Genomic DNA, 24,459 nt, shown 5'->3' with positions numbered 1-24,459 from the left:
ACGGGCACGTAGCAAGCACCCAGGGACCGGACAGGCAAATCGTGATGGCTTTCAAGAACCAGGACATTCGGCACATGGTGCATCGTTTACTTGCTGGCGCCTTCGCCCTGCTGATCAGCGGCGTGGCGTCCGGGCAAGCTTCCCAATCGAGCCCGGCGATTTCATACACCCGGGACATCCAACCGATCTTCACCGAGAAATGCGTGGCTTGCCACGCTTGCAACGACGCCGCCTGCCAGCTCAAGCTGGAAGCGCCCGAGGGCGCGGTGCGCGGGGCCTCCAAAACCCCGGTGTACCAAGGCGAGCGCAGCAAGGCCGTGCCTACCACGCGCCTGTTCTACGATGCCCACAGCGAGGAGGCTTGGCGCAAGAAGGGCTTCTATTCGGTACTCGACAAGCAGGGCAGCCAGGCGGCGCTGATGGCGCGCATGCTCGAACTGGGCCACAAGACCCCGCTCACGCCCAATGCCAAGCTGCCCGAGGACATCGTCCTGGGGCTCAACCGCAACAACATGTGCCCCTTGCCCCATGAGTTCGATGCCTATGCCGGCGCCCACCCGAAGGAAGGCATGCCGCTGGCGGTCACCGGCCTGACCGACGCCGAGTACCAAACCATGCAGCGCTGGCTGGCCGCCGGCGCGCCGGTCGAATACCAGCCGGTCCAACCCAGCCCGGTCGAAGCCAGGCAAATCGCCGAATGGGAAGAGCTGTTCAACCGCCCCGGCTCTACCGAGGCGCTCGTCGGCCGTTGGCTGTACGAGCACCTGTTCCTGGCGCACATCCATTTCGTCGGCGGTGAGCCGGGCCACTTCTTCCAATGGGTGCGTTCGCGTACGCCCAGCGGCCAGCCGGTCGACCTGATCGCCACGCGTCGCCCCAACGACCCTCCGGGCACCGACTTCTACTATCGCCTGGTCCCGGTGCAGGGCGTGATCGTGCACAAGACCCACATCACCTACCCAATGGGCCCGCAGAAGCTCAAGCGGGTCAAGCAGCTGTTCTACAGCGGCGACTGGCACGCTACGGCCTTGCCCGGTTATGGCCCGCGCCACCGCTCCAACCCCTTCGAGACCTTCGAGGCGATCCCAGCGGTGGCCCGCTACCAGTTCATGTTGGATAACGCCGAGTACTTCGTGCGCACTTTCATCCGCGGCCCGGTGTGCCGTGGGCAGATCGCCACCGATGTGATCCGCGACAACTTCTGGGCACTGTTCCAGGAGCCGGCGCACGATCGCTATGTCACCGATGCCCAGTACCGCGGCGAGGCCACGCCGCTGCTGGCCATGCCCGGACAGATCGACGATGTGGGTAGCGTGCTGAGCCTCTGGCACGCCTACCGCGACAAGCGCAACGAGTACGAGAAGCTGCGCCGCGAAGCCTACGCCGAAATGCCGGCACCGAGCTGGTCCACCTTGTGGGCCGGCAACGACAATGCGTTGCTGACCATCTTCCGTCATTTCGACAGCGCTGCGGTGAGCAAGGGCCTGATCGGTGACGTGCCGCTGACCATCTGGCTGTTCGACTACCCGTTGTTCGAGCGCACCTATTACCAACTGGCGGTGAACTTCGACGTGTTCGGCAACGTTTCGCACCAATTGCAGACACGGCTGTACTTCGACCTGATCCGCAATGGCGCCGAGGTCAATTTCCTGCGCCTGATGCCGGCCGACCAGCGTGGCGAGATCCTCGGCGACTGGTACCAGAACAGCGGCAAGGTAAAGATGTGGCTCGACTACGAAGACATCGACACCAGCACCCCGAGCGGTCTCGCCCTGGATGCCAGGCATCCCAAGCGAGACTTCGGCCTCAAGCTGCTGCAGCGTACCGGCAGCCTCAATGCCGCCCCTGACCCGATCAACCGTTGCCAGGGCGCCCATTGCTCGCGTGCGCAGATGACCGCCGAGTTCCAGGATGCCGAGCAAAGCCTCAGCCGCTTGGTATCGCGCCCGGCCGCAGGGCTCAAGGTGATCGGCCAGTTGCCCGAGGCGACCATGCTGCGCATCGAAGGGCAGGGCGGCCAGCGCCAGGTCTACAGCCTGCTGCGCAACCGTGCCCACAGCAATGTGGCCTTCCTGCTGGGCGAGGCCTACCGCTACCAGCCGGGGCTGGATACTTTGACACTGTACCCAGGCGTGCTCAGCAGCTACCCGAACTTCATCTTCAACATCCCTACCCGGGACGTGCCGGAGTTCGTCGAAGACATGGAAGCTGCCCGCGACGACACCGCCAAGTTCGAACGGATCGTCCAGCGCTGGGGCGTGCGCCGCAGCCACCCGCAGTTCTGGCGCTACTTCCATGACCTGAACACCTTCATCAAGGAGACCGAGCCGTTGGAGGCGGGGGTGCTGGACATGAACCGCTACGAGAACCTTTGATCGATTGCCGGGGAAGGCGCCTGACCTTTCCCGGTTTGCCGCGGTCCGACCCCTGGGTGGTTCCGGTTGCAACCCAATCGCGAGGCAAGCCCGTTCCTACAAGGCTGTGGGGGCGAGCTTGCCCCGCGATCGAGCGAGCATGCGCCAGAACCTCAATGCACCAGGACCGCAGGAACCGACATGCTGTATTCGCTTCAGGCTCTCCGGGCGTTCGCCGCCTGGGTGGTTGTGTGCCACCACTTCATGCAGATTTTCTTCGACTTCCATGCCACTGGCCCTGTCGGCCAACTGCTTGCCGAACGCGGCGCCGTTGGCGTGGACATCTTCTTCGTCATCAGTGGCCTGGTGATCTATCTTTCGACCCGCGACAAACCTATGGCGCCCGGGCAGTTTCTGCTGAACCGGGTGTTGCGCATCGTACCAGCCTACTGGTTCTACACCCTGCTCATGGGCGCGCTGATGCTGGTGGCCAGCCGCTGGATGCCGCACCAGGTGTTCGACTGGCAGCACCTGGTGTTGTCGCTGCTGTTCATTCCGGCGGAGAACCCCGGTGGCTACGGCTTGTACCCGACCCTCAACGTCGGCTGGACGCTGAACTTCGAAATGTTCTTCTATCTGCTGTTCGGCCTGGCCTTCCTGGTGCGTCGGCGCCACCACTTGCTGCTGGTGACCGGTGCGCTGTTGCTGGTCAGCGAAGTGCTGGGGCGGGTCGGGGTGCTCAGCCGCTTCTACAACAACGGCATCATCTATGAATTCCTACTGGGCATCGGCATTGGCGTGCTGTATCGCCGGGGCCTGGTACGCGAAGGGTTGTGGCTGCCGCTGGTGGTGCTGGGCCTGGCCGGCTTCGCCCTCTACCACCTGGATGCCTCGGTGCGCCTGCTTCATTGGGGCCTGCCTAGTGCGCTGGTGGTGCTGGCCTTCGTCGCGCTCGAGCCGTATTTCCATGGCAACCGGGCGCTCAAGGCCTTGGGCGACTGCTCCTATTCGGTGTATCTGATGCATGTGCTGGTGCTCTACGGCGGCTGGTTCGCCAGCCAACGCCTGAACCTGGACCCCTACGGCGTGTTCGCCGTCTGCGTGCTGTCCATTGGCCTTATGTCGTGGCTCAGCTACCAGTGGCTCGAGCGTGGTCTGCACCGTCGCCTGCAGGCTTGGCTGCAGGCACGCGGGGACCAGCGGCAGGCGTTTGCGCTTTCCCGAGTCAAATACTAGGACTTTGTTCGAAGGCCAGGTTGGCGTACACTTGGCCGCAAGTCTGTGAGGAACTTCCATGAGCGCTATAACCATTACCGACGCCGCCCATGATTACCTGGCCGATCTGCTCTCCAAGCAGAACACTCCGGGTATCGGCATTCGTATTTTCATCACCCAGCCGGGTACCCAGTACGCCGAAACCTGTATCGCCTACTGCAAGCCGGGCGAAGAGAAGCCCGACGACACCGCCGTCGGCCTGAAGAGCTTCACCGCCTACATCGACGCGGTCAGCGAGCCGTTTCTCGAGGACGCGCTGGTCGACTACGCCACCGACCGCATGGGTGGCCAGCTGACCATCAAGGCGCCGAACGCCAAGGTGCCGATGGTCAATGACGACAGCCCGCTCAACGAGCGCATCAATTATTACCTGCAGACCGAGATCAACCCGGGCCTGGCCAGCCACGGCGGCGCTGTGAGCCTGGTGGATGTGGTCGACGACGGCATCGCCGTGCTGCAGTTCGGTGGCGGTTGCCAGGGCTGCGGCCAGGCTGACGTTACCCTCAAGGACGGTATCGAGCGCACCTTGCTCGAGCGCATCCCGGAGCTCAAGGGCGTGCGCGACGTGACCGACCACAGCAACAAGGAAAACGCGTACTACTGATCCTGTTCGCAGGTCAACATCCTGGGGCTGCTGTGCAGCCCTTTCGCGGCACAAGGCCGCTCCTGCAGAAGCGGCTTCGCGCCTGGGCCGGACGGGGCTCCGATCTTGTAGGAGATTACCCAGCACTTCGGGCTGTGCTGTCGCGCAGAGAACAAGCGGCTAGCGCCGCCCCTCTGTGGGGGCGGGCTTGTCCCGCGATGGGGTTGGCGCCGATATCAAGCACGTTGCGCCAGCGCGCCCATGGCCATGAACAGAGCGGCGATGGCCCGGGCTTCGTGCAGTTCACCGCGGGCTACCAGGGCCGGCACCTCAGCCAAGGGTACCGTCACACACTCCAGTGGCTCGGGCTCGTCACCACCGTCGTTGTTGCAGGGGCTGAGCTGCTCGGCCAGCACCACCCGGCAGCGGTGGCACAAATGCCCGGGCGCCAAGGTCAGCTCACCCAGCTCGGTCAGGCGGGCGGCACGCAGGCCCACCTCTTCCCCCAGTTCCCGCTGCGCCGCCTCCAGGTAGCTTTCCCCGGTGTCGGCTCCGCCCTTGGGCAGGCCGAGGATAGTCCCTTCGACGCCCACGGCGTATTCGCGAACCATCAGCACATGCGCAGGGTCAGGCATGGCCACCAGCAGCACCGAGCGATAACCGGTGCCGCGCAAGCGCTCGTACACCCGTCGCTGCCCATTGCTGAATTGCAAGTGCAGGGCTTCGATCTGGAAGTGGCTGCTTTCGGCCAGCAGTTCGGTCTTGAGGATGGTAGGGCTCTGGCGCATGGCGGGGCCTCTGCAAGCGGTAGGCGTCAGCGCTACTGTGCGCCGCCTGCCGGTACCTGCCATCGTCCGAGCGGACGATGGCGGCCAGGCCATGTCAGCCGAGGGTAGCGACGCTGCGCAGGATCAACCGCACGAGCATGGTCTGGCGGGTGACGCCGGTCTTGGAGAAGGTCGAGCGCAGGTGCGCCCGCGAGGTATTGCGGCTGATGCCCAGCTCCTCCGAGGCTTCGTCCAGGGTCAGGCCGTTGGCCAACAGCATGGCCAGCTGGGTTTCGGCAGGGGTGAAGTCGAACAGTGCGCGGACGATTTCCTGAGGCGCCGTGGACTGCTGCTCCGGGTCGCTGATGAAGATCACCACCGTTGGGCACTGCTTGCCTTCGCTCCACGCCGCCAGGGGCACCGAGCGCACGATGATGCCCAAGTCGGCGCGCCCGGACGGGCGCTTGACGCGCATGGCCTCGACCACTGAGGCCTGGTTGCCCTTCTGCGAGACCATGGCCTGGCGCACCAGGCGGCGGAATTCCTGGGTGTCGCGGGCGCTGCCGACTTGCAGGCCGTCATTGACCTGCTTGATGCCGTCCTTCTCCTGTAGCAACCGTTCGGCCACCTGGTTGGTCTGCAGGACCTTACCGGTCTCGTCGAGGATGATGGTGCCCACGGCCATCTGGTCGACGGCACCGGCATACAGGTTGCGTTCGGTCTCGATGCGGTTGAGCTGCATGTGCACCTTGACCGAGCGTTCCAGGTGCGGGGTGAAGCGCGCCAACAGGTGTTTTTCGGTGTCGACGAAGGCCGGGTCGTCGCGCCCACGGCTGATGCGCAGGCGGCACTGGGCGCCGTCGCTGGTGTTGATGTCCACGCCCAGGATATGGAACACGTCCACTGGCTCCAGGAAGTTGCGGAAGAACTCCGACTGCTTGAGCTCGGCCTCCGGCAGGTAGTCGGCCAGGGCGACCACCTCGCGGTTGGGCAGGCCCACGAATGGGTCCAGGGCGTAGAAATGCTTATTGTAGGAGGTGGTGGCTTCCGTGGATGTGCCGTTGGTGCTGACCATCAGGCCATCGACCTGGCTGCTGGGCGGGCGCAGGATGAACGTTACGTGCTTGCTGTGCAGAAGGCTGTTGAGCTGCGTGAGGAAGGTCACCCAGGGGATATTCTCCAAGGGGCCCTGGTAGAGCTGGCCGACCAGCTCGCTGAAGTCTTCGAGCGTGAGACTCTGCATGGGTGGGTACCGATTTTCTTGTTATTAGCATTGGCGTCGGCGAGCATAAACGGCGTCCTTGTCCGCGCGCAATGTCATGTTGCAAGGCCCGGCCAACGGTCGAAGCAGACCGTGCCGGGCTGTGCCAGGGGTGTCGCTGTCAAGCGCGTTCGCCGCTGCGTACGACGAACTGCTTGCTGTCACGGGTATCATCGGCCAGCAGCTCGACATCGGTATAGAACTGCTCGTACCAGCGGCGCAGCTGATACACCGGGCCGTCGCCATCGCACAGCAGCGGGTTGTCTACGCGGGTCTTGGTGTGCCAGATGGCCACGTCCTCGTAGAACGCCTCCTGGGCCTGTTGCACATAAGCCTTGGCGATGGCCTGGTTTTCTTCCTCGCTCAGCCCCGGGATCTTCTTCACCAGCACGCCATAGCGCAGGGTGAAGCTGTCCAGGTCAATCGGCACGTGGCAGTTGAGCAAGATCGAGTGGATCGGCTGGCCGCCCATGGCGCCGGTCATCTCGGTGATCTGGTAGGCCGGGCCGTAGTAGGTGGCCACGGTGTTCAGCTCGCTGTCGCCGGACAGCCGTTCACTGCGCGCCCGCATGATCTGGGAGGCGGTGTGGCCCTCGAAGACGTTGCTGAACTCATCGACCGGCGCGCCATGCACGGTGCCGAAGTGCGCCATGTCGGCAACATTGTCGATCAGCTCGCGGCAGTTGGTATCGATCTTCAGCTCGGCAATTTCCCAGTGCGCCCAGGCTTCGTCGTAGCAGGCGTCGATGCGCGGGATGGCCTGTTCGGCGATCGGCGGGTTGCCTTGCGGGTCGTTCCAGACGAACAGCAGGTGGTTCTGCTCCATGATCGGCCAGCGCTTGATTTTGGCCCGCGGCGGAATGCGCTTGGCGTAGGGAATATCGTCGCATACGCCGTCGGCGTTCCAGCGCCAGCTGTGGAAGGGGCAGCGGATGGCGTTGCCTTCGATGCAGCCGGTACTCAGGTCGGCGCCCATGTGCGGGCAGTAGCCGTCGAGGATGTTCAGCTGGCCGTCCTCGCCCTGGAAGGCCACCAGGCGGGTGCCGAACACATCCAGGCGATGGGCCTTGCCATCGCGGTACTGGGCGGCCAGGCCCAGGCAGTGCCAACCGCGCGCGTAGCGGTCTTCCAGCAATTTGGCTTCGATACGGTGCAGCGTGCTCATCTTGTTGTTCTCCGTGCTGTATTGGGGCCGCCGACGGTTTCGCACCATTGCGGGCACTGGCGACAGGTCTGGCTGTACCAAGGCGATTCTGCCGCCCGTGACGCAGCGGTCATCGTCTGAACGGACGATGGCCGGCGTCAGCCGGGCCGATCTACTGGCAGCCATCAGCCACGGGCAGGAGAACAAGATGGCGGGACAGGTAGCAGTGATCACCGGCGCGGCCAGCGGTATTGGCCGGGGCCTTGCCGAGCATGCGGCGCAGCTGGGCCTGCGCCTGGTGCTGGCGGATGTCGATGAGCGCAGCCTCGTGGCCCTGGCCGCATCGCTGCAGGGGCAGGGGGCCGATGTGCTGGCCTGCGTCACCGACGTGGGCGACGTCGAACAGGTCGCGCAGTTGCGCGACGCGGCGGTGGCGCGCTTCGGCGGGGTCGATCTGCTGTTCAACAACGCTGGCGTGATGCAGACCGGCTACAGCTGGGAGATCGATGCTGCACAGTGGCAGCGCATGCTCGACATCAACCTGCGCGGGGTGATCAACGGTGTGCGCTGCTTCGTGCCGTTGTTGTTGGCGCAAGGGCGCCCGGCCCATGTGGTCAACACCGCTTCGCTGGCCGGCTTGATCAGCAGCCCGATGCTCGGCCCGTACAACGTGACCAAGCAAGCGGTGGTGGCATTGTCCGAGACCCTGCACTACGAGCTGTTGCAAGTGGGGGCATCGGTGTCGGTCTCGGTGCTGTGTCCGGGACCGGTGGCCAGTGCCATCATGGCCTCGGATTCGGCAGGCGAGGGCGCGGCGGCGTCGCTGAACGCCATGCTCGATTCCAGCATCCGCGCCGGCATGGCCCCGCGCGAACTAGCCGCCCTGGTGTTCGAGGCAATCGCCCAGCAGCGTTTCTGGATCCTCCCGCACAAAGACTTCAAACCCGCCCTGGAGCTGCGCCTGCGTAGCATCCTCGAAGAAACCAACCCACGCTTTGCCATGCTCGACGTACAAGGAGAGACCCATGCCGCTCGATAGCCAGCTTGCCGCCGTATTGCAGGGCTTCACTGCCCAGGGCGAGCCCGACTATGCCACCCTCGATGCTCGCCAGTACCGCCTGCATGCCGACAACCTGATGCCACCGTTGCCGGGCGCTGACATGGCGGAGGTCCGCGAGCTGCAGGTCGCAGGTGCTGCAGGCGCGCTGGCAGCGCGCCTGTATCGCCCGGTGGCGCGGGATGCTTTGCCGCTGTTGGTGTTTTTCCATGGAGGGGGCTTCGTCATCGGTAACCTGGACACCCACGACAACCTGTGCCGCACCCTGGCCCTGGAAACCAGCGCGGTGGTGGTGTCGGTGGCCTACCGCCTGGCGCCGGAGGCACGCTTCCCGGCGGCTCCCGAGGACTGCTACGCGGCGACCCGCTGGCTGGTGGAGCATGCCCAGGCCCTTGGCGTGGACGGCAGCCGCGTGGCCGTCGCCGGTGACAGCGCCGGGGGCAACCTGGCCATCGCGGTCAGCCGCCTCGCCCGTGAGCGGCAGGGGCCGGCCATTCGTCACCAATGCCTGTTCTACCCGGTCACGGACGCCGCCTGCGACAGCGCTTCTTATGCCGACTTCGCCGAAGGCTACCTGTTGTCCCGGGCCATGATGGGCTGGTTCTGGGCGCAATACCTGGAGCACGCGGGGCAGGGGGACGACCCCCTGGCTTCGCCCCTGCGTGACGAACGCCTGCAAGGGTTGCCGCCCACCACCTTGCTGACCGCCGAGTACGATCCCCTGCGCGATGAAGGCGAAGCCTTCGCCGAACGCTTGCAGGCCGCGGGTGTTGCGGTGCGCCTGGCGCGTTGCGAAGGCATGGTGCATGGGTTCGTCAGCATGGCACCGTTCGTCGAGGCGGCGGCCCGCGCCCTGCAGGGCGCCTGCGCCGATATCCGCCGGGCACTGTGCTGAGCGTTGCTTGCCTCGTCCGTTTGGACGAGGCGGGCGGTGCGCGGCAATTCTAGTCTGGCTTCATACATCCCCCTCCTGTGTAGAGGAATGGTCATGAAAACAACAACAAGATTTTGCCTGACCCTGATCGTGTGTGCCTTCGCTGCTGCCTATGTGGCCGCGTTGACACGCCCCCTGCCCATGCCATTGAGCCTGGCCTATTACTGTCAGCCCAACTACCAGCCTTGCTACATGCCGGTGCCCAGCGCGATGCGCCTGTTGCCCTGAGCGGTCAGGCGCCCAGGTGGCGCAACAGGCGTACCTGCTTGCGGATCTGCACCTCATCGGCGGGCACCAGGCAATAGGCCAGGCATAGCCGGCTGACCAAGGCAATACAGTCGGCCAGGTTGGCAGCACCGCCATGGCGGGCGGCACAGGCCTCGAACGGGCCGGCCAGCACCTGCTGCCATAGCGGCGCGATGTCCTCGAGGATGTAAGCGAACACCTCAGGGCTGGCCGCCTTGGCCAGGTAGCCCTGGTGAAAACCACCCCGATGCTGGTCGCGGTAGCGCACGGCGAAGCACAGGCATTCCTCCAGGTAGCGCTCGAAGTCGTCTTCGAAAGCGCTCAATTGCTCCTGCATGGCGCTGAAGAAAGCGGCGTTCTCGCTGCTGATCACCGCCTGGACCAGCTCGTTCTTGGTTGCGAAGTAACGGTACAGCGTGCGCCGGGAAATATTGGCGCGGCGGGCCACGTCATCGATGGCGAAACCGTCCGGGCCCAGTTCGATCATCGCGGCCAGTGCGCATTCCAGGATTTGCTGGCGCCCTTGCTCGGCGCTGTCCATTCGGCTGGCGTCACCCCAGCGCAGTTGTCGGGTCATGGCGACACACCTTCATTCGTTTGTTCTCGAGCGACCGCGATTGTCGCAGCAAATGGCACGGCTGCAAATTTTTGTGACACGCAATGACTCAAAATATAAAATATGTGACATAGTGATTTTCCATGGAATGCCATGCGGCCCTATGGCCGCCAACGGGGGAGGTGCATCGATGAACAATGACAATACCCATGCCGTGCACTGGGATGCCGTGTACGACGTGGTCGTGGTCGGCTCCGGGGCCGGAGCCATGACCGCGGCGCTACGGGCCCATGACCAGGGCCTGTCGGTCCTGATGGTGGAAAAGGCGGCCGAATATGGGGGCACCACGGCGATTTCCGGCGGCGGTATCTGGATCCCGTGCAACGATCAGATCGAAGGGCTCGGCGGCAGCGATTCACGGGAAGAGGCCCAGGCCTACCTGCGCGCGACCGTAGGTGAGGAGTACGACCCGGCGCGCATGGATGCCTACCTGGAGCAGGGGCCCAGGATGGTCGGCTACCTGGCCGCGCAGGCCCAGACCTACTTCCGTGCAGTGCCGCGCTACCCTGACTACTACCCCGAGCGCGAGGGCGGCAAGCCTGGCTATCGCACCATGGAACCGGCCAGCTTCGATGCGGCGCGCCTGGGCGAGGAGTTCCAGCGCCTGCGTGCGCCGTCGCCTGCGACACTGATCGCCGGGCGCATTGCCATGACCCAGGTGGAGGCCCATACCATCTTGGCCAAGGAGCCTGGCTGGCTCTGGCTCACCGCGCGCCTGGGCCTTGGCTACATGGCCGACCTGCGTTGGCGCCGGCGCACGCCCCGGGATCGACGCCTGACCTTGGGCAATGCGTTGGTCGCCAGCCTGCGCGCGGCGATGCTGGCGCGGGGCATCGAGCTGTGGTTGCAGGCACCGATGCGCGCCCTGCATAGCCATGACGGCAAGGTCAGTGGCGTGCTGGTCGAACGCCAGGGCCGGCCGTTGAACGTGCGTGCCGCATTCGGCGTCATCCTGGGGTGTGGCGGTTTCGAGGCCAACCAGCTCATGCGTGAGCAGTACCTGCCCAGCCCGACCCGTGCCCAGTGGACCGCCGCACCGCCGATCAACAATGGCGATGGGATCCGGGTGGGCCTGGAGCAGGGCGCCGGGGTGGCCTTGATGAGCCACACCTGGGGCGCACCTACCGTGCACGTGCCGGGCGAGGAGAAGCAGCGTGCGCTGTTCGTCGAGCGGGCATTTCCCCGCTGCATCATGGTCAACGGTAACGGCCAGCGTTTCGTCAACGAGGCCGCCCCTTATCCGGACATCATCTACGCGATGTACGCCGACCAGCAGCGCAGCGGTGCCAACGTGCCGGCATGGCTGATCTTCGATGCCGAATACCGCAAGCGCTACCCCTGCGGTGTGCTGTTGCCAGGCTCGGTGCAGCCGGACAGCAAGATTCCCGAAGGCTGGCTGGACAAGGTGATCTACCGCGCCGACAGCCTGGCGGCATTAGCGGGCAAGATCGGGGTGGATGCAGCAGGGTTGGAGCAGAGTGTGCGCCGCCTCAATCAACAGGCCGCCCAGGGTGTCGACGAGGACTTCGGCAAAGGCGCCAGCCTGTTCGACCGTTACTACGGTGACAGCAACTGCCGACCCAACCCTTGCCTGGGGCCGCTGGAGCGGGCGCCTTACTATGCGCTGCGTATCGATGCCGGTGAGCTGGGCACCAAGGGCGGCCTGTGCACCGATGCCGATGCCCGTGTATTGCGCCCTGACGGCTCGGTGATCGAGGGCCTGTACGCCATCGGCAACACCAGTGCGGCATTGATGGGCAAGACCTACCCGGGCCCAGGTTCGACCATCGGCCCGGCGATGACCTTCGGCTATATCGCGGCGAACCACCTGGCGCGCCAGGTGCCCATCGAACAGCCCGAAAGAGTGGCTGAGGGCGCCACCCATTGACGCTGCTGGGTCGGTTCTTGCCATAGGCAGGGCCGACCCAATCGCGGGGCAAGCCCGTTCCCACAAGCACCGCGCGGCTGTGGGAGCAGGCTTGTCCTGCGATCAAGGCCACCGTGATGGGGGGCAGCGGGCCCCCTGCGCCTCAACCGAACGCGGTCCCCGCCAGCATGCCGCCGTCGATGATGAACTCCGAGCCCGTGCAATAGCTGGACTCGTCGCTGGCCAGGAACAGCACCAGATTGGCCACTTCCGCCGGCTGGCCGATACGCGGGATGGGCAAGCCCTTGTAGACCTGCGCCGGGTCGAAGTCGGCCATTTCCGGCGGTCGCGCCATCGCCGTATCGATCCCTCCCGGGTGCACCGAATTGACGCGGATCCCGCTGGCACCGAGCTCCAGCGCTGCCGACTTGGTCATGCCACGCACGGCGAACTTGCTTGCCGAATAGGCCGTGCCATACGCCACGCCCTCCATGCCGGCGGTCGACGACACATTGACGATCGAGCCGCCGCCCGCCTGGCGCATGGCCGCCAGCACCGACTTCATGCCCAGCCAGCAGCCGACCTGGTTGACCTCGATCACCCGCCGGTAATCCTCCAGCGAACAATGCTCCAGCGGCGCCATGCGCAGGATCGCGGCGTTGTTGACCAGCACATCCAGCTTGCCGAACCGGGCCTGGATCACCTCGACCGCAGCCTGCCACTGTTCGGCGCAGGTCACATCAAGAGGCTGGAAACACGCGGCTTCGCCCAGCTCGGCGGCCAACGCCTGGCCTTCGGGTTCCAGCACATCGGCGATCATCACCTTCGCGCCTTCGGCAACGAACCGCCGTGCTTCCTCTGCACCCTGGCCGCGCGCAGCACCGGTGATCAGCGCGACCTTGCCTGCCAATCGACTCATCGTATAGCTCCTCTCTACTGCCTTGAAATAGCCCGGGCGGTATGCCGCGGGCATTGGATAAATGCTCAGGCGGCGACGACCCGGATCGGCTGTTCGCCATCCCAGTCGCGTGCCTGGGCGATGCCGTGGTCGATCATCTGGCGCAGGCCGGCGCCTTCGATGACTTCGAACAGCACGCCTGGTTCGGCGGGGTTTTCCAGGTAGCACACGCGGGTGGCTGCATTGCCGGCTTGGAACACCGGCTGCAAGCCGCGTTGGCACAAGCCGGCAACGGCGCTGTCCAGTTCGCTGACCACCCAGGCCATGTGGTGCATGCCCCGGGCATCGCGGTAGGGGGAAGGGCCGTCGCCAAGGGGCTGGATCAGCTCGATCTGCAGGTCGCCGCGGTAGGCCAGGGCTACGTGCATTCGCACCTGGACCGGTTGCTCGCGGTAGTGGCCCTGCAGTTCGATATCGCGAAACAGGGTCCAGGGCCCGACACCCATGTGTTGCAGCCAGTGCTGGATGCTCTGGTCGAGGTTGTCGACGACGAAACCGATCTGGTCGAAGGCGTTTGGGGAGCTGTCTTGCATGGCGCAGGCCTCGCTATGGCACGTATTTATTCTTGTGCGGCCTATAATGGCACAAAAAAACATAAGTGTGTCATTGTGGTTCGGTGCATCAGAAGGCCCTTGCGCTTGCTACAACCGGTGGTTCTTGGCACCCTTTGCCGGCCATTTCATATCGCCCCCTACAGCGAAAGAAGGAACCGCCAAGGTGAGCTGGGAAAAAGTCGGGAAAGCCCTCGTGGGTGTGCTGGTGGTCGCGACCTCCGTCGCAGCGCTGTATACGCTGCTCAAGGACGACAGCGGACTCGAGGCTCGCCTGACCTACGCGTACCTGACTTACCCGAGCCAGTTCAGCGAACGCATCAGCACCACCAATGACCTGCTCAAGTACGAGCGCCTGCACGAGCAGGTCAGCGCTATCGGCAAGGGGGCGCTCAGTCACCAGCAGGTCGACAGGCTGGTCGATCTGGCCCAGGCACCCTACCTGCAGCTGTTCGCCAAACCTTTCGAGGCAGGGCTTGTGGACCATCGCACCGGGTTGCTCATCGAGCTGCGCAACAAGGGCCAGGCACCGCTAAAGGACGTGCACATCCGCCTGCCAGCCAAGGGGTTGGTGCAGATTCGTGACGAGGCGGGCAACGACACCATCGTCCAGGCCCCCACCGGCACCGTCGAGATCGGCGGGATCGGGCGGGAAGGGACGTGCAAGGTGTGGGTCTATTTCGACTCGGACTATTCACTGATCCGTCAGGGCGGGATCAGCATCCGGCATGCGGGTGGAGCGGCTGATGTGCAGGTCTACCGCGAGCTGGTCGGTTTCCCCGCCTGGATGGGCCGGTACAGCCGGGAGATCGTGGGGCTGCTGACGGCGTTAGCGATCGCAGTGCTGGGGTTGGGCTATGTATGCCTGCGGCAGCGGCGCAGACTCGCGCATCCTTGAACGCCGATTGATTCAATGGGGCTGCCATGCACCCCATCGCGGGGCAAGCCCGCTCCTCAGGTGTGGGAGCGGGCTTGCCCGCGATGGGGTGCGTAGCGGCCCCAATTGCTTGACCAACTCATATGTAGCCGATCAACAACAGCACCAGCAGCACGACCAGCACCACACCGACGATGCCGGAGGGGCCATAGCCCCATGAGCGGGAGTGGGGGAACACTGGCAAGCCACCAATCAGCAGCAGGATCAGAATGATGATGAGGATCGTGGTCATGGTTGAGTCCTTGCGTCAGTCGAGGAAAAGGGGCTCGGCAATGCTGGCCTCTTGCTAATCTCGACTCTTGGCCTGGCCCAAAGATTCCATTCGATCGTGCCGGTCGGCCCGGCAGTCTGCGACCCCGTTACCCCAGACACCCCTGCAACGCCTCGATGAACGCCTCTTCGGCCAGGCTCATGCGTTGATCACGGTTCCACAGCAAGTGGATATCGACATCGGCGATCCCTTCCAAGGGCGGCAGCTTCCACAACAGCCCGGCCTCCACATCCGGTGCCACCACATGTTCGGGCAGGCAACCGATGCCGAACCCGGCGATCACCAGGCGGCGGACTTCTTCAAGGCTCGGCGAGGAGGCGACGATGCGCCCGGCGAAGCCCTGCTGGTCGCGGAAAATAGTCAGCGGCGAAAGCATGCCGCCGATCTGGTCGCTGCTGAAGCTGACGAAGCTTTCCTGCTGCAGGTCGCCCTCCAGCTGGCCGAACAGGCGGTGGTGCTTGCCGCAGAAGAAAGCGTAGCGCTGGCGATGGAACAACCGCTGTTCCAGACGTGGCTGAGGGCGGCGGTTGAGGCTCAGGCCGGCGGTGGCGGTCTTCTCCTGCAGCGCGGCGACGATATCGGCACTGCGCATCACCTCGATCTCGAATTCCACCCGTGGGTATTGGCGGTGGAAGCCAGCGAGGCATTCGTCGAAGCGGGCATCGACCACGCGACTGACCATCAGTAGGCGCACCTTGCCCACCAACTCGGTGGCAGGTCGTTCCAACAGGCTGCCGATCTGTGCCATCTGGCCGTACACCTCGCCGGCCAACTGGAACAGTTGCTCGCCCATCTCGGTGAGCTCGAAGCGCGGCCCGCGGCGGGCGATGAGCTGGCGCCCGAGCTGCTCCTCGAGGCGCTTGAGTGCCTGGCTCACGGCAGGTTGGGTGAGGTGCAGGCGCGCGGCGGCGCGGCTGATGGACAGCTCCTGGCCGATCACCCGAAACGTGCGCAGCAGGTTCCAGTCGAGGCGGTCGGTGAGCAGGCGGTTGGGCATGGCGTTATGATAAACAAAGCTGATAGTTGGAGTTGTAAATAGAAAGCTTGTTAATCATAAGCCACGCAGATGATCAGTGCGAAGCTGAATGTGATTGGGGTAAAACGCAGCGCGCTACGCGCACGGCCCACGGCATGAACGCCGTAGGGCCTGGTCCGCTATTTCTATTGACAGATATAGTGAAACTCGGTGTCTGGCAGGTCGCTGGAGCTAGCCCCCGTTTCTGGATTAAAGGCTTGATCTACCCCGCTGCGCCAATATAGTCCTCTTTCGAAGGTGCCTGCATAGTGGGTCAAATCGCCCCACTCCCCCCACAGGCTGCCAATCTGTCGCACACCCGCACCGCTGGTTATACCGCTGGTCGGGAGTATCATGCCGTTGTCAACGCACGATGCCTCGGCCTTGGCGAGCGTAAGTGTATTTCCGGAGGGGTGGACGAACGCTGGGTTGAATTTATAACTTAGCGTTTCCTTGCCTCGTTTTCGGGTGAGCGTGATGGTGGTTTCGCTGGAGGTTTCCCCTTTAAACCCTATTTTCAAGCCCGTGCTGGTTGATGTAACCGAAACTGCAAACGGGGGAGTTTTAATATCATAGTCATCGATATTGGTTTCCTTCAGGGCCAGCTCAAATTCAGCGCCTGTAAATGCAACGCTGGGGAACCCTGCGTCTATATCGAACGATTTCCCGTTCGCGATGACTTCCGTAAACGCGTTGGTCGGATTGAATGCCACCTCGTCAGTCAGTCCGAACTCATTGTCTTCGAATACTGAAACCACCGTATAGCTATCAGGCAGCGTCCCAGTGAGTTTCGCGGTATAAGTCCCCCCGCTTTCTTCGATTATCGCCTCGATCGTCACATCGCCTGGAAGCGGCGCATTCCCCTCAGAGTCTTCCTTGACGACAAACGTCAGTTTTCCATCGAGACCCGTGACAGGCCGGTTGTGCTCATCCTTCGCTTCGAATGTGAGTGTGATCGGTGTCGTGCCATCGGCATCGACCTTTTTCGGGTTCGCGGTGAACGTAGAATTCACGGCCACCGGTGGCAGCGCTGTCAGCTCGACCGTTTGTTTCAGGCGGTCGAACGTTTGCTTGTCGTGTGTGGGGGTTACGATCCACGTATCGATCTTCTTGCCGTGTAGCTTCGCAGTGTAAATGCCTGGCGAGGTCTCGCTGACAGCCTCGACGGTCACGTCTGTGCCTGCTGCTTCACCTTTGCCGTTCTTGATATCGAACGCCAGCTCTTTGGCGATCCCGGTCACCGGGTTATCGTGAGCGTCCTTGGCAGTGAACGTCAGGTCACTGGTGGTGCGCCCATCGGCAGGGATACGGCTTGGGTCCAGCGTGAACGCCGAATGCCCTTCATCTGGCGTGGTGGCGGCCAGGAGCTTCACCGTTTCAGCCAAACCGGACATGACCCTGCCATTATGCCGTGGCATGACACTGTAGCTGCCTGCAAGGGTGCCGCGGAGCCTGGCTTCATAGGTGCCTGGCGAGGCCGTTTCTGTCAATGCGCTGACACTCACCCGTTTAGGATCGGGTGTACCGTCGCTATCATCGGTGAGCGCGATGTCCAACATGCTGGCGATGCCGGGGATCAGGTTGCCATGCTTGTCCTTGGCGATGAAGGTCAGTGTACTGCCAGCCATACCATTGGCGGGTATTTCGGTGGGCCGTGCACCGAAGGCTGATTGGCCTTCGTCGGGCGTGGTATCGGCGATCAATTTCACGGGTTTCGCCAGAGCGTTCATGGCGGTGCCCTTGTAGACGGGCATCACGGTGTAGTCGCCAGCAAGCGTGCCGTTCAGGGACGCCTCGTAGATCCCTTTCGCCGTTTCCGTGAGTGAAGACACAACGACTTTGTCCGAAGGGGGCACGGCGCCACCATCGGCCTTCAGATCGATATCCAGGTGCTCGGCGAGCCCGGATACCAGGTTGCCCTGGGCATCCTTGGCGGTGAATTTCAGCGCCGCTTTCTCGGTGCCATTGGCCACGATGGACCCAGGGTTGGCCTGGAACTCGGACACGCGTCCATCCAGTGCACCCGTCACCAGCGTTACCGTTTCGCTCAGGCTGGTAAGCGCAGCACGATTGTGCCGGGGCGTTATCGTCCAGTCATCGGCTTTCCTGCCCTTGAGCTTGGCGGTATAGGTGCCTGGCGTGGCACTTTCGGTGACCGCGGTGAAGGTGATCTCGTCCGTGCCAGCCGGGTCTTCGCTGCTGTTCATCGCACTGAAATCCAGTTCGTTGGCGATGTTGGTTACCGGGTTGCCATGGGTATCCTTGGCAACGATGGTCAGTTCGGCTGTGCCGTTGTTGTCGGCTGCAATAGACTTCGGGTTGGCGGTGAATTGGGTCTGGCTCGCATCCAGCGCGCTGGCCACCAGGGTTACGCGCTTGCCGTGGCTGCCGATGGCCAGTTTCCTGTGCAGCGGTGTCACCGTCCAGGTGCCGGCTTTCTTGCCTCGCAGCTTTGCGGTGTAGTGGCCGGGTACGCCGCTTGCGGTCACCTTGTCGACCTGGATGTCATCCGTGCCGGGGGGGCTGCCGTCGCTGTCCTGGATGTCGAAGCCCAATTCATCGGCGATGCCGATCAGCGGGTTGCCGTGAATGTCCTCTGCGATGATGGTCAAGTCGGAGGCGGCGATATTGTCCGCCACGATCGTGGTCGGGTTCGCCTGGAAGTCGGAAGCACCGGCGTCCAGATCACCGGCAAGCAAGGTCACTTGCCGGTCGAGGCGCCCCAGGAGCGTGTCATTGTACTGCGGTGTCACCGTCCAGGACGCTGCTTTTCTGCCCTTGAGCAAGGCGGTGTAGCTGCCCGGGGTGCTTTCGCTCAGGCCGTACACCGTCACCTCACCCTCGCCAGCATTGGCGCCTTCGTTGGTCACGGCGAACTTCAACTGGCCGGCGATACCGGTAACCGGGTTGCCGTGCTCGTCCCGGGCCTGGAATGTCAGCTTCGATGTGGCGGAATCGTTCGCCGCAAGGGTGGAGGGTTCTGCCAGGAAGGTCGAGTTGCCTTCGGTCGGTGCACCCGAGGTGATCGAGACGTTCGCCGAAGCCAGGGTGGCGCCCTGGTGGGAGGACGACAATGTGAGGGTCTGGGCCAGGGTGCCTGCGGTCACGGTCGCTTCGTAGATGCCCGGCGATTTGCGGGTGAGGTCCGACAGCGTGGCACCTTCGCCAGTGTGGCCTTGGGCCGACATGGACAACTCGCTGACCGGTACATCCACCAGACCGTCCTGGGTGTCGCGCAGGGTAAGGGTCAGGACCTGGGTGCTCTTGCCGTCTGCCGGCAGGCTGCTGTTCGCTGGAGTCAGGGTACTGCGCCCGGCGTCCACCACAGGTGCATCGACGATGACGCGCGTTTCACTGCGGTTGGAGCGGTTGCCTTGTCTGTCCACGGCCACGCCATGGACGGTATAGACGTTGAGTGCGGGTGCATCGGCGCGGTAGGCAGGCAAGGTCATCTGGTAATCGCCGTTGCCATGCGCCTCGATCTTGCCGCCCGCCTGCAGCAGAGCCGCAGCGTTCCAGTCTATGCGGTCTACGCCATACTTGCTGTCGACCGATACCTGCAAGGATTTCTGTTCGCCGCCGGCACCAGTGATCTGGGGCGCCACATTCAGGCGGATGACTTCTTTCTTGCGGTACTCAAGTACGATGTTGTTGTTGCGCTCCACCAGGTCATGACGACTGCCGGCCAGCGTGCGCATCGCAGCTACCGCGTCCGGGTCGGTCTGTTTGCGCCACGGCTCGCCGATACGCCAGTTCAACTGCATGCCGAACTGTGTGTCGTTGGCGCCGGCGCTGCCCTGGCGCTGCTCGGCGTTGAAGGTCAACAGCGGAATCGGGGTGTAGGTCAGGCCGGCGGTGATGGCATGGGGGTTGTGCTGGCGGTTGTCCTTGCCGAACAGTGCTACTTCGTCGCCGTAATACTGCTCGAAGGTCAACTTGCCGCCCAGTTGCGGCATGGAGGGCAGCCAGCCTTCGGCGCGCACATCCCAGCCATTGGCCGGCCGCTCCTGGTAGTCCTCGACATCCGGCGAGTCGCGCCAGCTACTGAGGCGGTGATAGCTGTTGGCACCGAACTTGAGGTAGTTACGCCAGTACTCCACGCCGAACCCCAAGCGTGCATGCTGGCGAGACAGGTCATAATCCAGGAAGCTGTTGGCCCCGAGCATCCAGTCAGCATCGAAACGGCGAATGCCCAACCCGATGTTGGCCTGGTTACGGTCATCGGTGCGATGAAGGCTGCCCTGGGTGAAAAGCAGGTGCTTGCCTTGGTCGTGCAGTGGAAGTAACAGATCGAGTTGCGAGTTCTTCAGGGACAGTGTTTCGTCCACATCCAGTTGCACCCGGGCGGTACCGAATTGGCTGAGCCATTGTTGTGCCTGGTCGCTGGCCTCGCTGGTCGCCATGCTCCGGGCCATGGATGCCACGGTATCGCTGGTGGCATCCGAGGAGAGGAAGTTGCCGGTGCTGCTGGCCAGTTGGGCAAGCTTGCGCGCCTGTTCGTCTTTCTGTTCATCGGACGACAGGCGTGTGTTCGCGGTGGAGCCGAGCTCCGGCAATGCCTGCGGTGACTTCGTATTTTTGCGGGGCTCACCAGGCGTAATGACCTGTGCAGCAATGGCACCTGCCTGGGCAGGGCGCGGTGGCAGTTCGCTGTCGGCTCCCGCCTGACTTGGCGTGGCAGTAATCGCCAGCGGCAAGGCGGCCTGCACGACAATATTCGTCCAGACCAGCAAGCGAGTCGGACGTGATAGCTTCGAACGATGTTTCTTACACATGCGGTTCTTCTCTGGTTCCAGAACCGCAACGGCAGCACAGCGGTCACGATGCCCGGAGCAGAGGGCAGGTGCTCCTAACGTCTTGCGCGCATGAAAGCGCCGCTCGCTCATACGTAATAGGGCAAGCGTTCAAGCGAGTGCTATATCGGTTCTGGAGGATGTTGAAGGGCTTGCGCGAATTTCGAGGGGCCGGGGAATTAGCGTACGCAGTAGCAGGTCAATGCACCTATCGGGCTACAGGTACGCTTCAGAGGGGCAGCCGTTGTAGTTGTTTTTCGCTCAAAACAAGCGCTTGGTCTTTCTAGCTCTTTAGCAACCCAACATGCAGGGTTAAGGGTGTATAGGTTGCTTGGCGGGCTGATTTTAAGAGCGTTAAGGGAAAGGATCTGTAGGATAATTCTGGGTGTTCGAGAAATCAGCGTCCGTATCGAAAAACGGGCAAAGGCCATGCGGTCCGACGCACCTTGACGCTACAGGCCACTCTTTCGTACATGTTTGACCAATACTTTTTCCAGCAACGCCCACATCGCCGGATCAGTACTGAACGCCACATTGAAGCGCATCCACCCCGTGGGCTGGGCATCGACCATGAACAGCTGCCCGGGCCCGAGCATGATGCCTTGCTCCAGTGCATCGTCCAGCAATGCCGCGCTGTCGGGCAGGGCAGGGTGGCGGGTCCAGATGTACATGCCTTCGTCCGACTCGATGAACAGCTCGAAGCCCAGCCGGTGCAGGTGCCGGCCCACTTCCTGGTGCGCCTCGGCCAGGCGTTGGCGCAGACGCTTGAGGTGCTTGCGCCAGCGGCCGTCGATGACCGCGGCATACACCACGCGTTCCATCACCTGTGAAGTGGTCAGGCCCGAGCGCATCTTCAGATGCAGCAACTGCTGCATCAGGTCGGGGTTGGCCAGCAGGTAGCCGACCCGCACGTTGGGCGAGATGCTCTTCGAATAGCTGCCCACGTACACCACCTGGTGCAGGTGGTCGAGGCTGGCCAGGCAAGGCTGTGGTTCGGCGACCATGTCGGCATAGAGGTTGTTTTCCACCAGGCGGAAACCGTGGCGGCTGGCCAGTTGCAGCAGGCGATGCAATTGCGCCAAGGGGGTGCGCGAGCAGGTCGGGCTGTGCAGGTGGGGCTGGGTGAAGAATACCGTGGGGCGATGGTGGGCCAGCAGTCGCTCGAGCTGGTCCAGGTCGTATCCGTTCGGGGTGCGCGGCACGCCCACCAAGGTGGCGCCCTGGGTGCGCAGGATGCTCATCAGGTTGGGGTAGCCGGGGTCGTCCACCAGCACCACATCGCCCGGGCGCACCAGCGTGCGCACGGCCAAGTCCAGGGCCTGGCTGGCGCCATGGGTGAGCATCAGTTGCGCTGGGTTGGCAACGATCGACAGTTCTTGCTGCAGGTTCTGTGCGGTCAGCGCGCGCAGTTCAGGCAGGCCCATCGGGTCGCCATAGCCGGAGAGCTCCAGGGGACTGCCGGCCACCTGGCGCAGGCCGCGGCGCAGGCCGTCTTCATACATCCAGTCGTTGGGCAGCCAGCCACAGCCGGGTTTGTAGGGCAGCTGGCGGGTTTCGAAGATTTGTTGCAGGTACCACTCGGAGTTGAACGTCGGTCGGCTGGTGTCGGCCTCCTGATGCTGGCTTTCGAGCAGCTCGCTCGCCGCACGATTGACGAAAAAGCCCGCATTGCCGCGGCTGACCAGCAGGCCCTGGGCGACCAGGCGATCGTAGGCCTCGACCACGGTGAAGGTGCTCACCGAGTAGGTCGCGGCAAAGGCGCGGATCGACGGCACCTTGGCGCCGGGTTTGAGGGTCTGGTTGTCGATCGCCTCGCGCAGCCCTTCGATGATCTGGTTGACCAGCGGGGTGGAGGAGTCCGGATGTAGCTGGAGCATTCGAGTGCCTTCAGGTGTGCGTAACGCCAAGCGCCTGCAGGGTGTCGCGGGTGTATTGCATTGGCGGCCTGTACAGTGCAGTGCGTTTTTCATGCCACTGTGCATGGCTCTGCGTGTCAGACATTTTTACATTACGTGTCAGATATCGCCACAGCATACCTGTCAGCGCCATGCACAATCATAAATTCGCTGCTTTGCCGTCGAGGTTCGCCTCGCACCTTCATTGCGCCGCGCCGAACTGCCGTCCGGCCCGCACAATTTTCAGTTCGTCCGCAGGGCACGCTTCGGACGCGTAAGCAGGCCGCCACGGAAGGCCTGCGTGTGCCTGGCGCACACCTCCTGCCCGCCTAAGTACTGATGTCAGGTGAGACCGATAGCCATCGGGGTTTCACAGTTTTTCCTTGGATAAAAAGAAGCACGGGGTACACAACTGATGGACGCAACATCCACATCCACCACCGCGAAAGGCGAGCACGAGAGTAAGCTCAGTGCCTCGCTCAAGTCGCGCCATCTGACGATGATGTCGATCGCCGGGGTCATCGGCGGCGCCTTGTTCGTCGGTTCCGGCAGCGTGATCCACAGCGCAGGCCCGGCTGCGGTCCTGGCGTACCTGGCCGGCGGCATCCTGGTGGTGCTGATCATGCGCATGCTGGGCGAGATGGCGACTTCCTCGCCGGACACCGGCTCGTTCTCCACCTACGCCGACCGCGCCATCGGCCGCTGGGCCGGCTTCACCATCGGCTGGCTGTACTGGTGGTACTGGGTCATCCTCATGGCCTGGGAAGCCTACGTGGCGGGCAAGATCCTGCATGGCTGGTTCCCGGGTGTCAGCGTCAACGTGTTCGTGCTGGCCACGACCTTGCTGCTGATCACGGTCAACTTCTTCAACGTCAAGCATTACGGCGAGTTCGAGTTCTGGTTCGCCTTGATCAAGGTGGTGGCCATCGTCTGCTTCCTGATTGTGTGCACCGCGGCGGTGTTCAATGTCTGGCAGTTCGGTGAGGTGCGTGGCATCAGCCATCTGACCGCCGAAGGCTTCATGCCCAATGGCATCACCACGGTGGTCGGTGCGTTGCTGGGGGTGATGTTCGCCTTCCTCGGTGCCGAGATCGTCACCATCGCCGCCTCGGAGTCCAAGGATCCGTCCACCCAGATCGTCAAGGCCACCAACTCGGTGGTATGGCGTGTGTGCCTGTTCTATGTGGGCTCGATCTTCCTGATCGTCTGCCTGGTACCGTGGAACGACCCGCACCTGGGCGAGTCGGGCTATGGTGCCTACCGCCGTACCCTCGAGTTGCTGGGCGTGCCATACGCCGAGCTGCTGATGAACTTCGTGGTGCTGACCTCGGTGAGCAGCTGCCTGATCTCCGGTCACTACACCGCCTCGCGCATGCTGTTCTCCCTGGGCCAGCGTGGCGATGCACCGTCGTTCTTCAAGATCACCCGGGCCGGCACCGGCGTACCGGTGTACGCGATCATGGGGTCGTGCGCGGTGGCGATCTTCTGCGCGCTGATCAACTTCAGCGAAACCCTGCGCCCGAAGGATGTGCTGGAAACCCTGATGAACACCACTGGCATGATCGCACTGCTGGTGTACCTGGTGATCGCCTTCTCGCAGCTGCGCATGCGCCGCAAGCTGCAGGCCGAGGGCAAGGAGATCCGCCTGCAGATGTGGCTGTTCCCCTGGCTGACCTACCTGGTGATCGCCTTCATCGTGGTCTGCCTGGTGGTGATGGCGTTCATGCCTGACTACCAGATCCTGGTGATCTCCACCGGTATCGCCGCAGCCATCGTGGTGGCCATGGGCGTGGTGCACCAGATCCGTACCAGCAAGCGCCACTGAGGCCTCTTGCAGCACAGCGCGGCCGGCTCCCCATGGGGACCCGGCCGCGTTTCATTCCAGGTCACGTCACTGCGGTAGCAGGGCCGGCACTAAACGACTGCCAGCCGGTT

At 63.4% G+C, this 24,459-nt stretch carries 19 protein-coding genes; 9 read left to right on the top strand and 10 right to left on the bottom strand.

Annotation, left to right across the window (positions count from 1 at the left end; genetic code table 11):
- Positions 1–74: 74 nt before the first annotated feature.
- From IRZ56_RS00700 to nfuA, 3 genes are all read left to right on the top strand, one after another.
- Positions 75–2,375, top strand: coding sequence for a fatty acid cis/trans isomerase (locus IRZ56_RS00700; RefSeq protein WP_196143360.1), 2,301 nt, complete (start codon positions 75–77; stop codon positions 2,373–2,375).
- Positions 2,376–2,555: 180 nt separating this feature from the next.
- Positions 2,556–3,590, top strand: a complete 1,035-nt coding sequence (locus tag IRZ56_RS00695; RefSeq protein ID WP_196143141.1) for an acyltransferase family protein — start codon at positions 2,556–2,558, stop codon at positions 3,588–3,590.
- 58 nt (positions 3,591–3,648) lie between these two features.
- The gene (gene nfuA / locus IRZ56_RS00690; protein ID WP_196143140.1) at positions 3,649–4,233 is read left to right on the top strand and encodes a Fe-S biogenesis protein NfuA; all 585 of its coding nucleotides are present in this window, start codon (positions 3,649–3,651) and stop codon (positions 4,231–4,233) included.
- A 215-nt stretch (positions 4,234–4,448) separates the two neighbouring features.
- Here the strand turns inward: nfuA and nudE are convergent, their stop codons facing one another.
- The 3 genes from nudE to IRZ56_RS00675 all read right to left on the bottom strand — a co-directional run bounded on the left by nudE (position 4,449) and on the right by IRZ56_RS00675 (position 7,405).
- On the bottom strand, positions 4,449–5,000 hold the full coding sequence (gene nudE / locus IRZ56_RS00685; protein WP_196143139.1) for an ADP compounds hydrolase NudE: 552 nt from the start codon (positions 4,998–5,000) through the stop codon (positions 4,449–4,451).
- Positions 5,001–5,094: 94 nt separating this feature from the next.
- Positions 5,095–6,222, bottom strand: coding sequence for a helix-turn-helix transcriptional regulator (locus IRZ56_RS00680; protein ID WP_196143138.1), 1,128 nt, complete (start codon positions 6,220–6,222; stop codon positions 5,095–5,097).
- Between the two features lie 139 nt (positions 6,223–6,361).
- Positions 6,362–7,405 (bottom strand): Rieske 2Fe-2S domain-containing protein, encoded by a 1,044-nt coding sequence (locus IRZ56_RS00675; protein WP_196143137.1) that lies wholly within the window; start codon positions 7,403–7,405, stop codon positions 6,362–6,364.
- A gap of 187 nt (positions 7,406–7,592) precedes the next feature.
- Here IRZ56_RS00675 and IRZ56_RS00670 point away from each other — a divergent pair, with 187 nt between their 5' ends.
- The 3 genes from IRZ56_RS00670 to IRZ56_RS00660 all read left to right on the top strand — a co-directional run bounded on the left by IRZ56_RS00670 (position 7,593) and on the right by IRZ56_RS00660 (position 9,603).
- Positions 7,593–8,423, top strand: coding sequence for an SDR family NAD(P)-dependent oxidoreductase (locus IRZ56_RS00670; RefSeq protein ID WP_196143136.1), 831 nt, complete (start codon positions 7,593–7,595; stop codon positions 8,421–8,423).
- Positions 8,410–9,336 (top strand): alpha/beta hydrolase, encoded by a 927-nt coding sequence (locus IRZ56_RS00665; protein ID WP_196143135.1) that lies wholly within the window; start codon positions 8,410–8,412, stop codon positions 9,334–9,336. The genes IRZ56_RS00670 and IRZ56_RS00665 overlap by 14 nt, the downstream gene beginning before the upstream one ends.
- A 93-nt stretch (positions 9,337–9,429) precedes the next feature.
- Positions 9,430–9,603: a hypothetical protein gene (locus IRZ56_RS00660; RefSeq protein ID WP_196143134.1), complete on the top strand. Its 174-nt coding sequence runs from the start codon at positions 9,430–9,432 to the stop codon at positions 9,601–9,603.
- Between the two features lie 4 nt (positions 9,604–9,607).
- Here the strand turns inward: IRZ56_RS00660 and IRZ56_RS00655 are convergent, their stop codons facing one another.
- Complete coding sequence (locus IRZ56_RS00655; RefSeq protein WP_230390294.1) at positions 9,608–10,198, bottom strand: TetR/AcrR family transcriptional regulator; 591 nt, start codon at positions 10,196–10,198, stop codon at positions 9,608–9,610.
- Between the two features lie 169 nt (positions 10,199–10,367).
- Here IRZ56_RS00655 and IRZ56_RS00650 point away from each other — a divergent pair, with 169 nt between their 5' ends.
- Complete coding sequence (locus IRZ56_RS00650) at positions 10,368–12,125, top strand: FAD-dependent oxidoreductase (RefSeq protein ID WP_196143133.1); 1,758 nt, start codon at positions 10,368–10,370, stop codon at positions 12,123–12,125.
- A gap of 142 nt (positions 12,126–12,267) precedes the next feature.
- Here the strand turns inward: IRZ56_RS00650 and IRZ56_RS00645 are convergent, their stop codons facing one another.
- Entirely contained in the window at positions 12,268–13,023 is a 756-nt protein-coding gene (locus IRZ56_RS00645; protein WP_196143132.1) for a glucose 1-dehydrogenase, read from the bottom strand.
- Positions 13,024–13,088: 65 nt separating this feature from the next.
- A complete protein-coding gene (locus IRZ56_RS00640; protein ID WP_196143131.1) occupies positions 13,089–13,595 on the bottom strand; it encodes a VOC family protein in 507 nt (168 codons plus the stop codon).
- Positions 13,596–13,779: 184 nt separating this feature from the next.
- Here IRZ56_RS00640 and IRZ56_RS00635 point away from each other — a divergent pair, with 184 nt between their 5' ends.
- Positions 13,780–14,511, top strand: coding sequence for a hypothetical protein (locus tag IRZ56_RS00635; protein ID WP_196143130.1), 732 nt, complete (start codon positions 13,780–13,782; stop codon positions 14,509–14,511).
- Positions 14,512–14,629: 118 nt separating this feature from the next.
- Here IRZ56_RS00635 and IRZ56_RS00630 read toward each other — a convergent pair whose 3' ends face one another.
- The 4 genes from IRZ56_RS00630 to IRZ56_RS00615 form a co-directional block, all read right to left on the bottom strand.
- Positions 14,630–14,782: a DUF3309 family protein gene (locus IRZ56_RS00630; protein ID WP_196143129.1), complete on the bottom strand. Its 153-nt coding sequence runs from the start codon at positions 14,780–14,782 to the stop codon at positions 14,630–14,632.
- A gap of 127 nt (positions 14,783–14,909) precedes the next feature.
- Complete coding sequence (locus IRZ56_RS00625) at positions 14,910–15,818, bottom strand: LysR family transcriptional regulator (protein WP_196143128.1); 909 nt, start codon at positions 15,816–15,818, stop codon at positions 14,910–14,912.
- Between the two features lie 164 nt (positions 15,819–15,982).
- A complete protein-coding gene (locus tag IRZ56_RS00620; protein WP_196143127.1) occupies positions 15,983–20,569 on the bottom strand; it encodes an inverse autotransporter beta domain-containing protein in 4,587 nt (1,528 codons plus the stop codon).
- A 512-nt stretch (positions 20,570–21,081) separates the two neighbouring features.
- Positions 21,082–22,506 carry a PLP-dependent aminotransferase family protein gene (locus IRZ56_RS00615; RefSeq protein ID WP_196143126.1) on the bottom strand — a complete coding sequence of 475 codons (1,425 nt, stop codon included), beginning with the start codon at positions 22,504–22,506 and terminating at the stop codon, positions 21,082–21,084.
- 433 nt (positions 22,507–22,939) lie between these two features.
- Here IRZ56_RS00615 and IRZ56_RS00610 point away from each other — a divergent pair, with 433 nt between their 5' ends.
- Positions 22,940–24,349 (top strand): amino acid permease, encoded by a 1,410-nt coding sequence (locus IRZ56_RS00610; RefSeq protein WP_196143125.1) that lies wholly within the window; start codon positions 22,940–22,942, stop codon positions 24,347–24,349.
- Positions 24,350–24,459: the final 110 nt, after the last annotated feature.

Source organism: Pseudomonas guariconensis (genome assembly GCF_015680235.1).
Lineage (GTDB): Bacteria > Pseudomonadota > Gammaproteobacteria > Pseudomonadales > Pseudomonadaceae > Aquipseudomonas > Aquipseudomonas guariconensis_A.
Note: the sequence above shows the minus strand (reverse complement) of the source record. Positions and strands in the feature narration are given on the sequence as shown.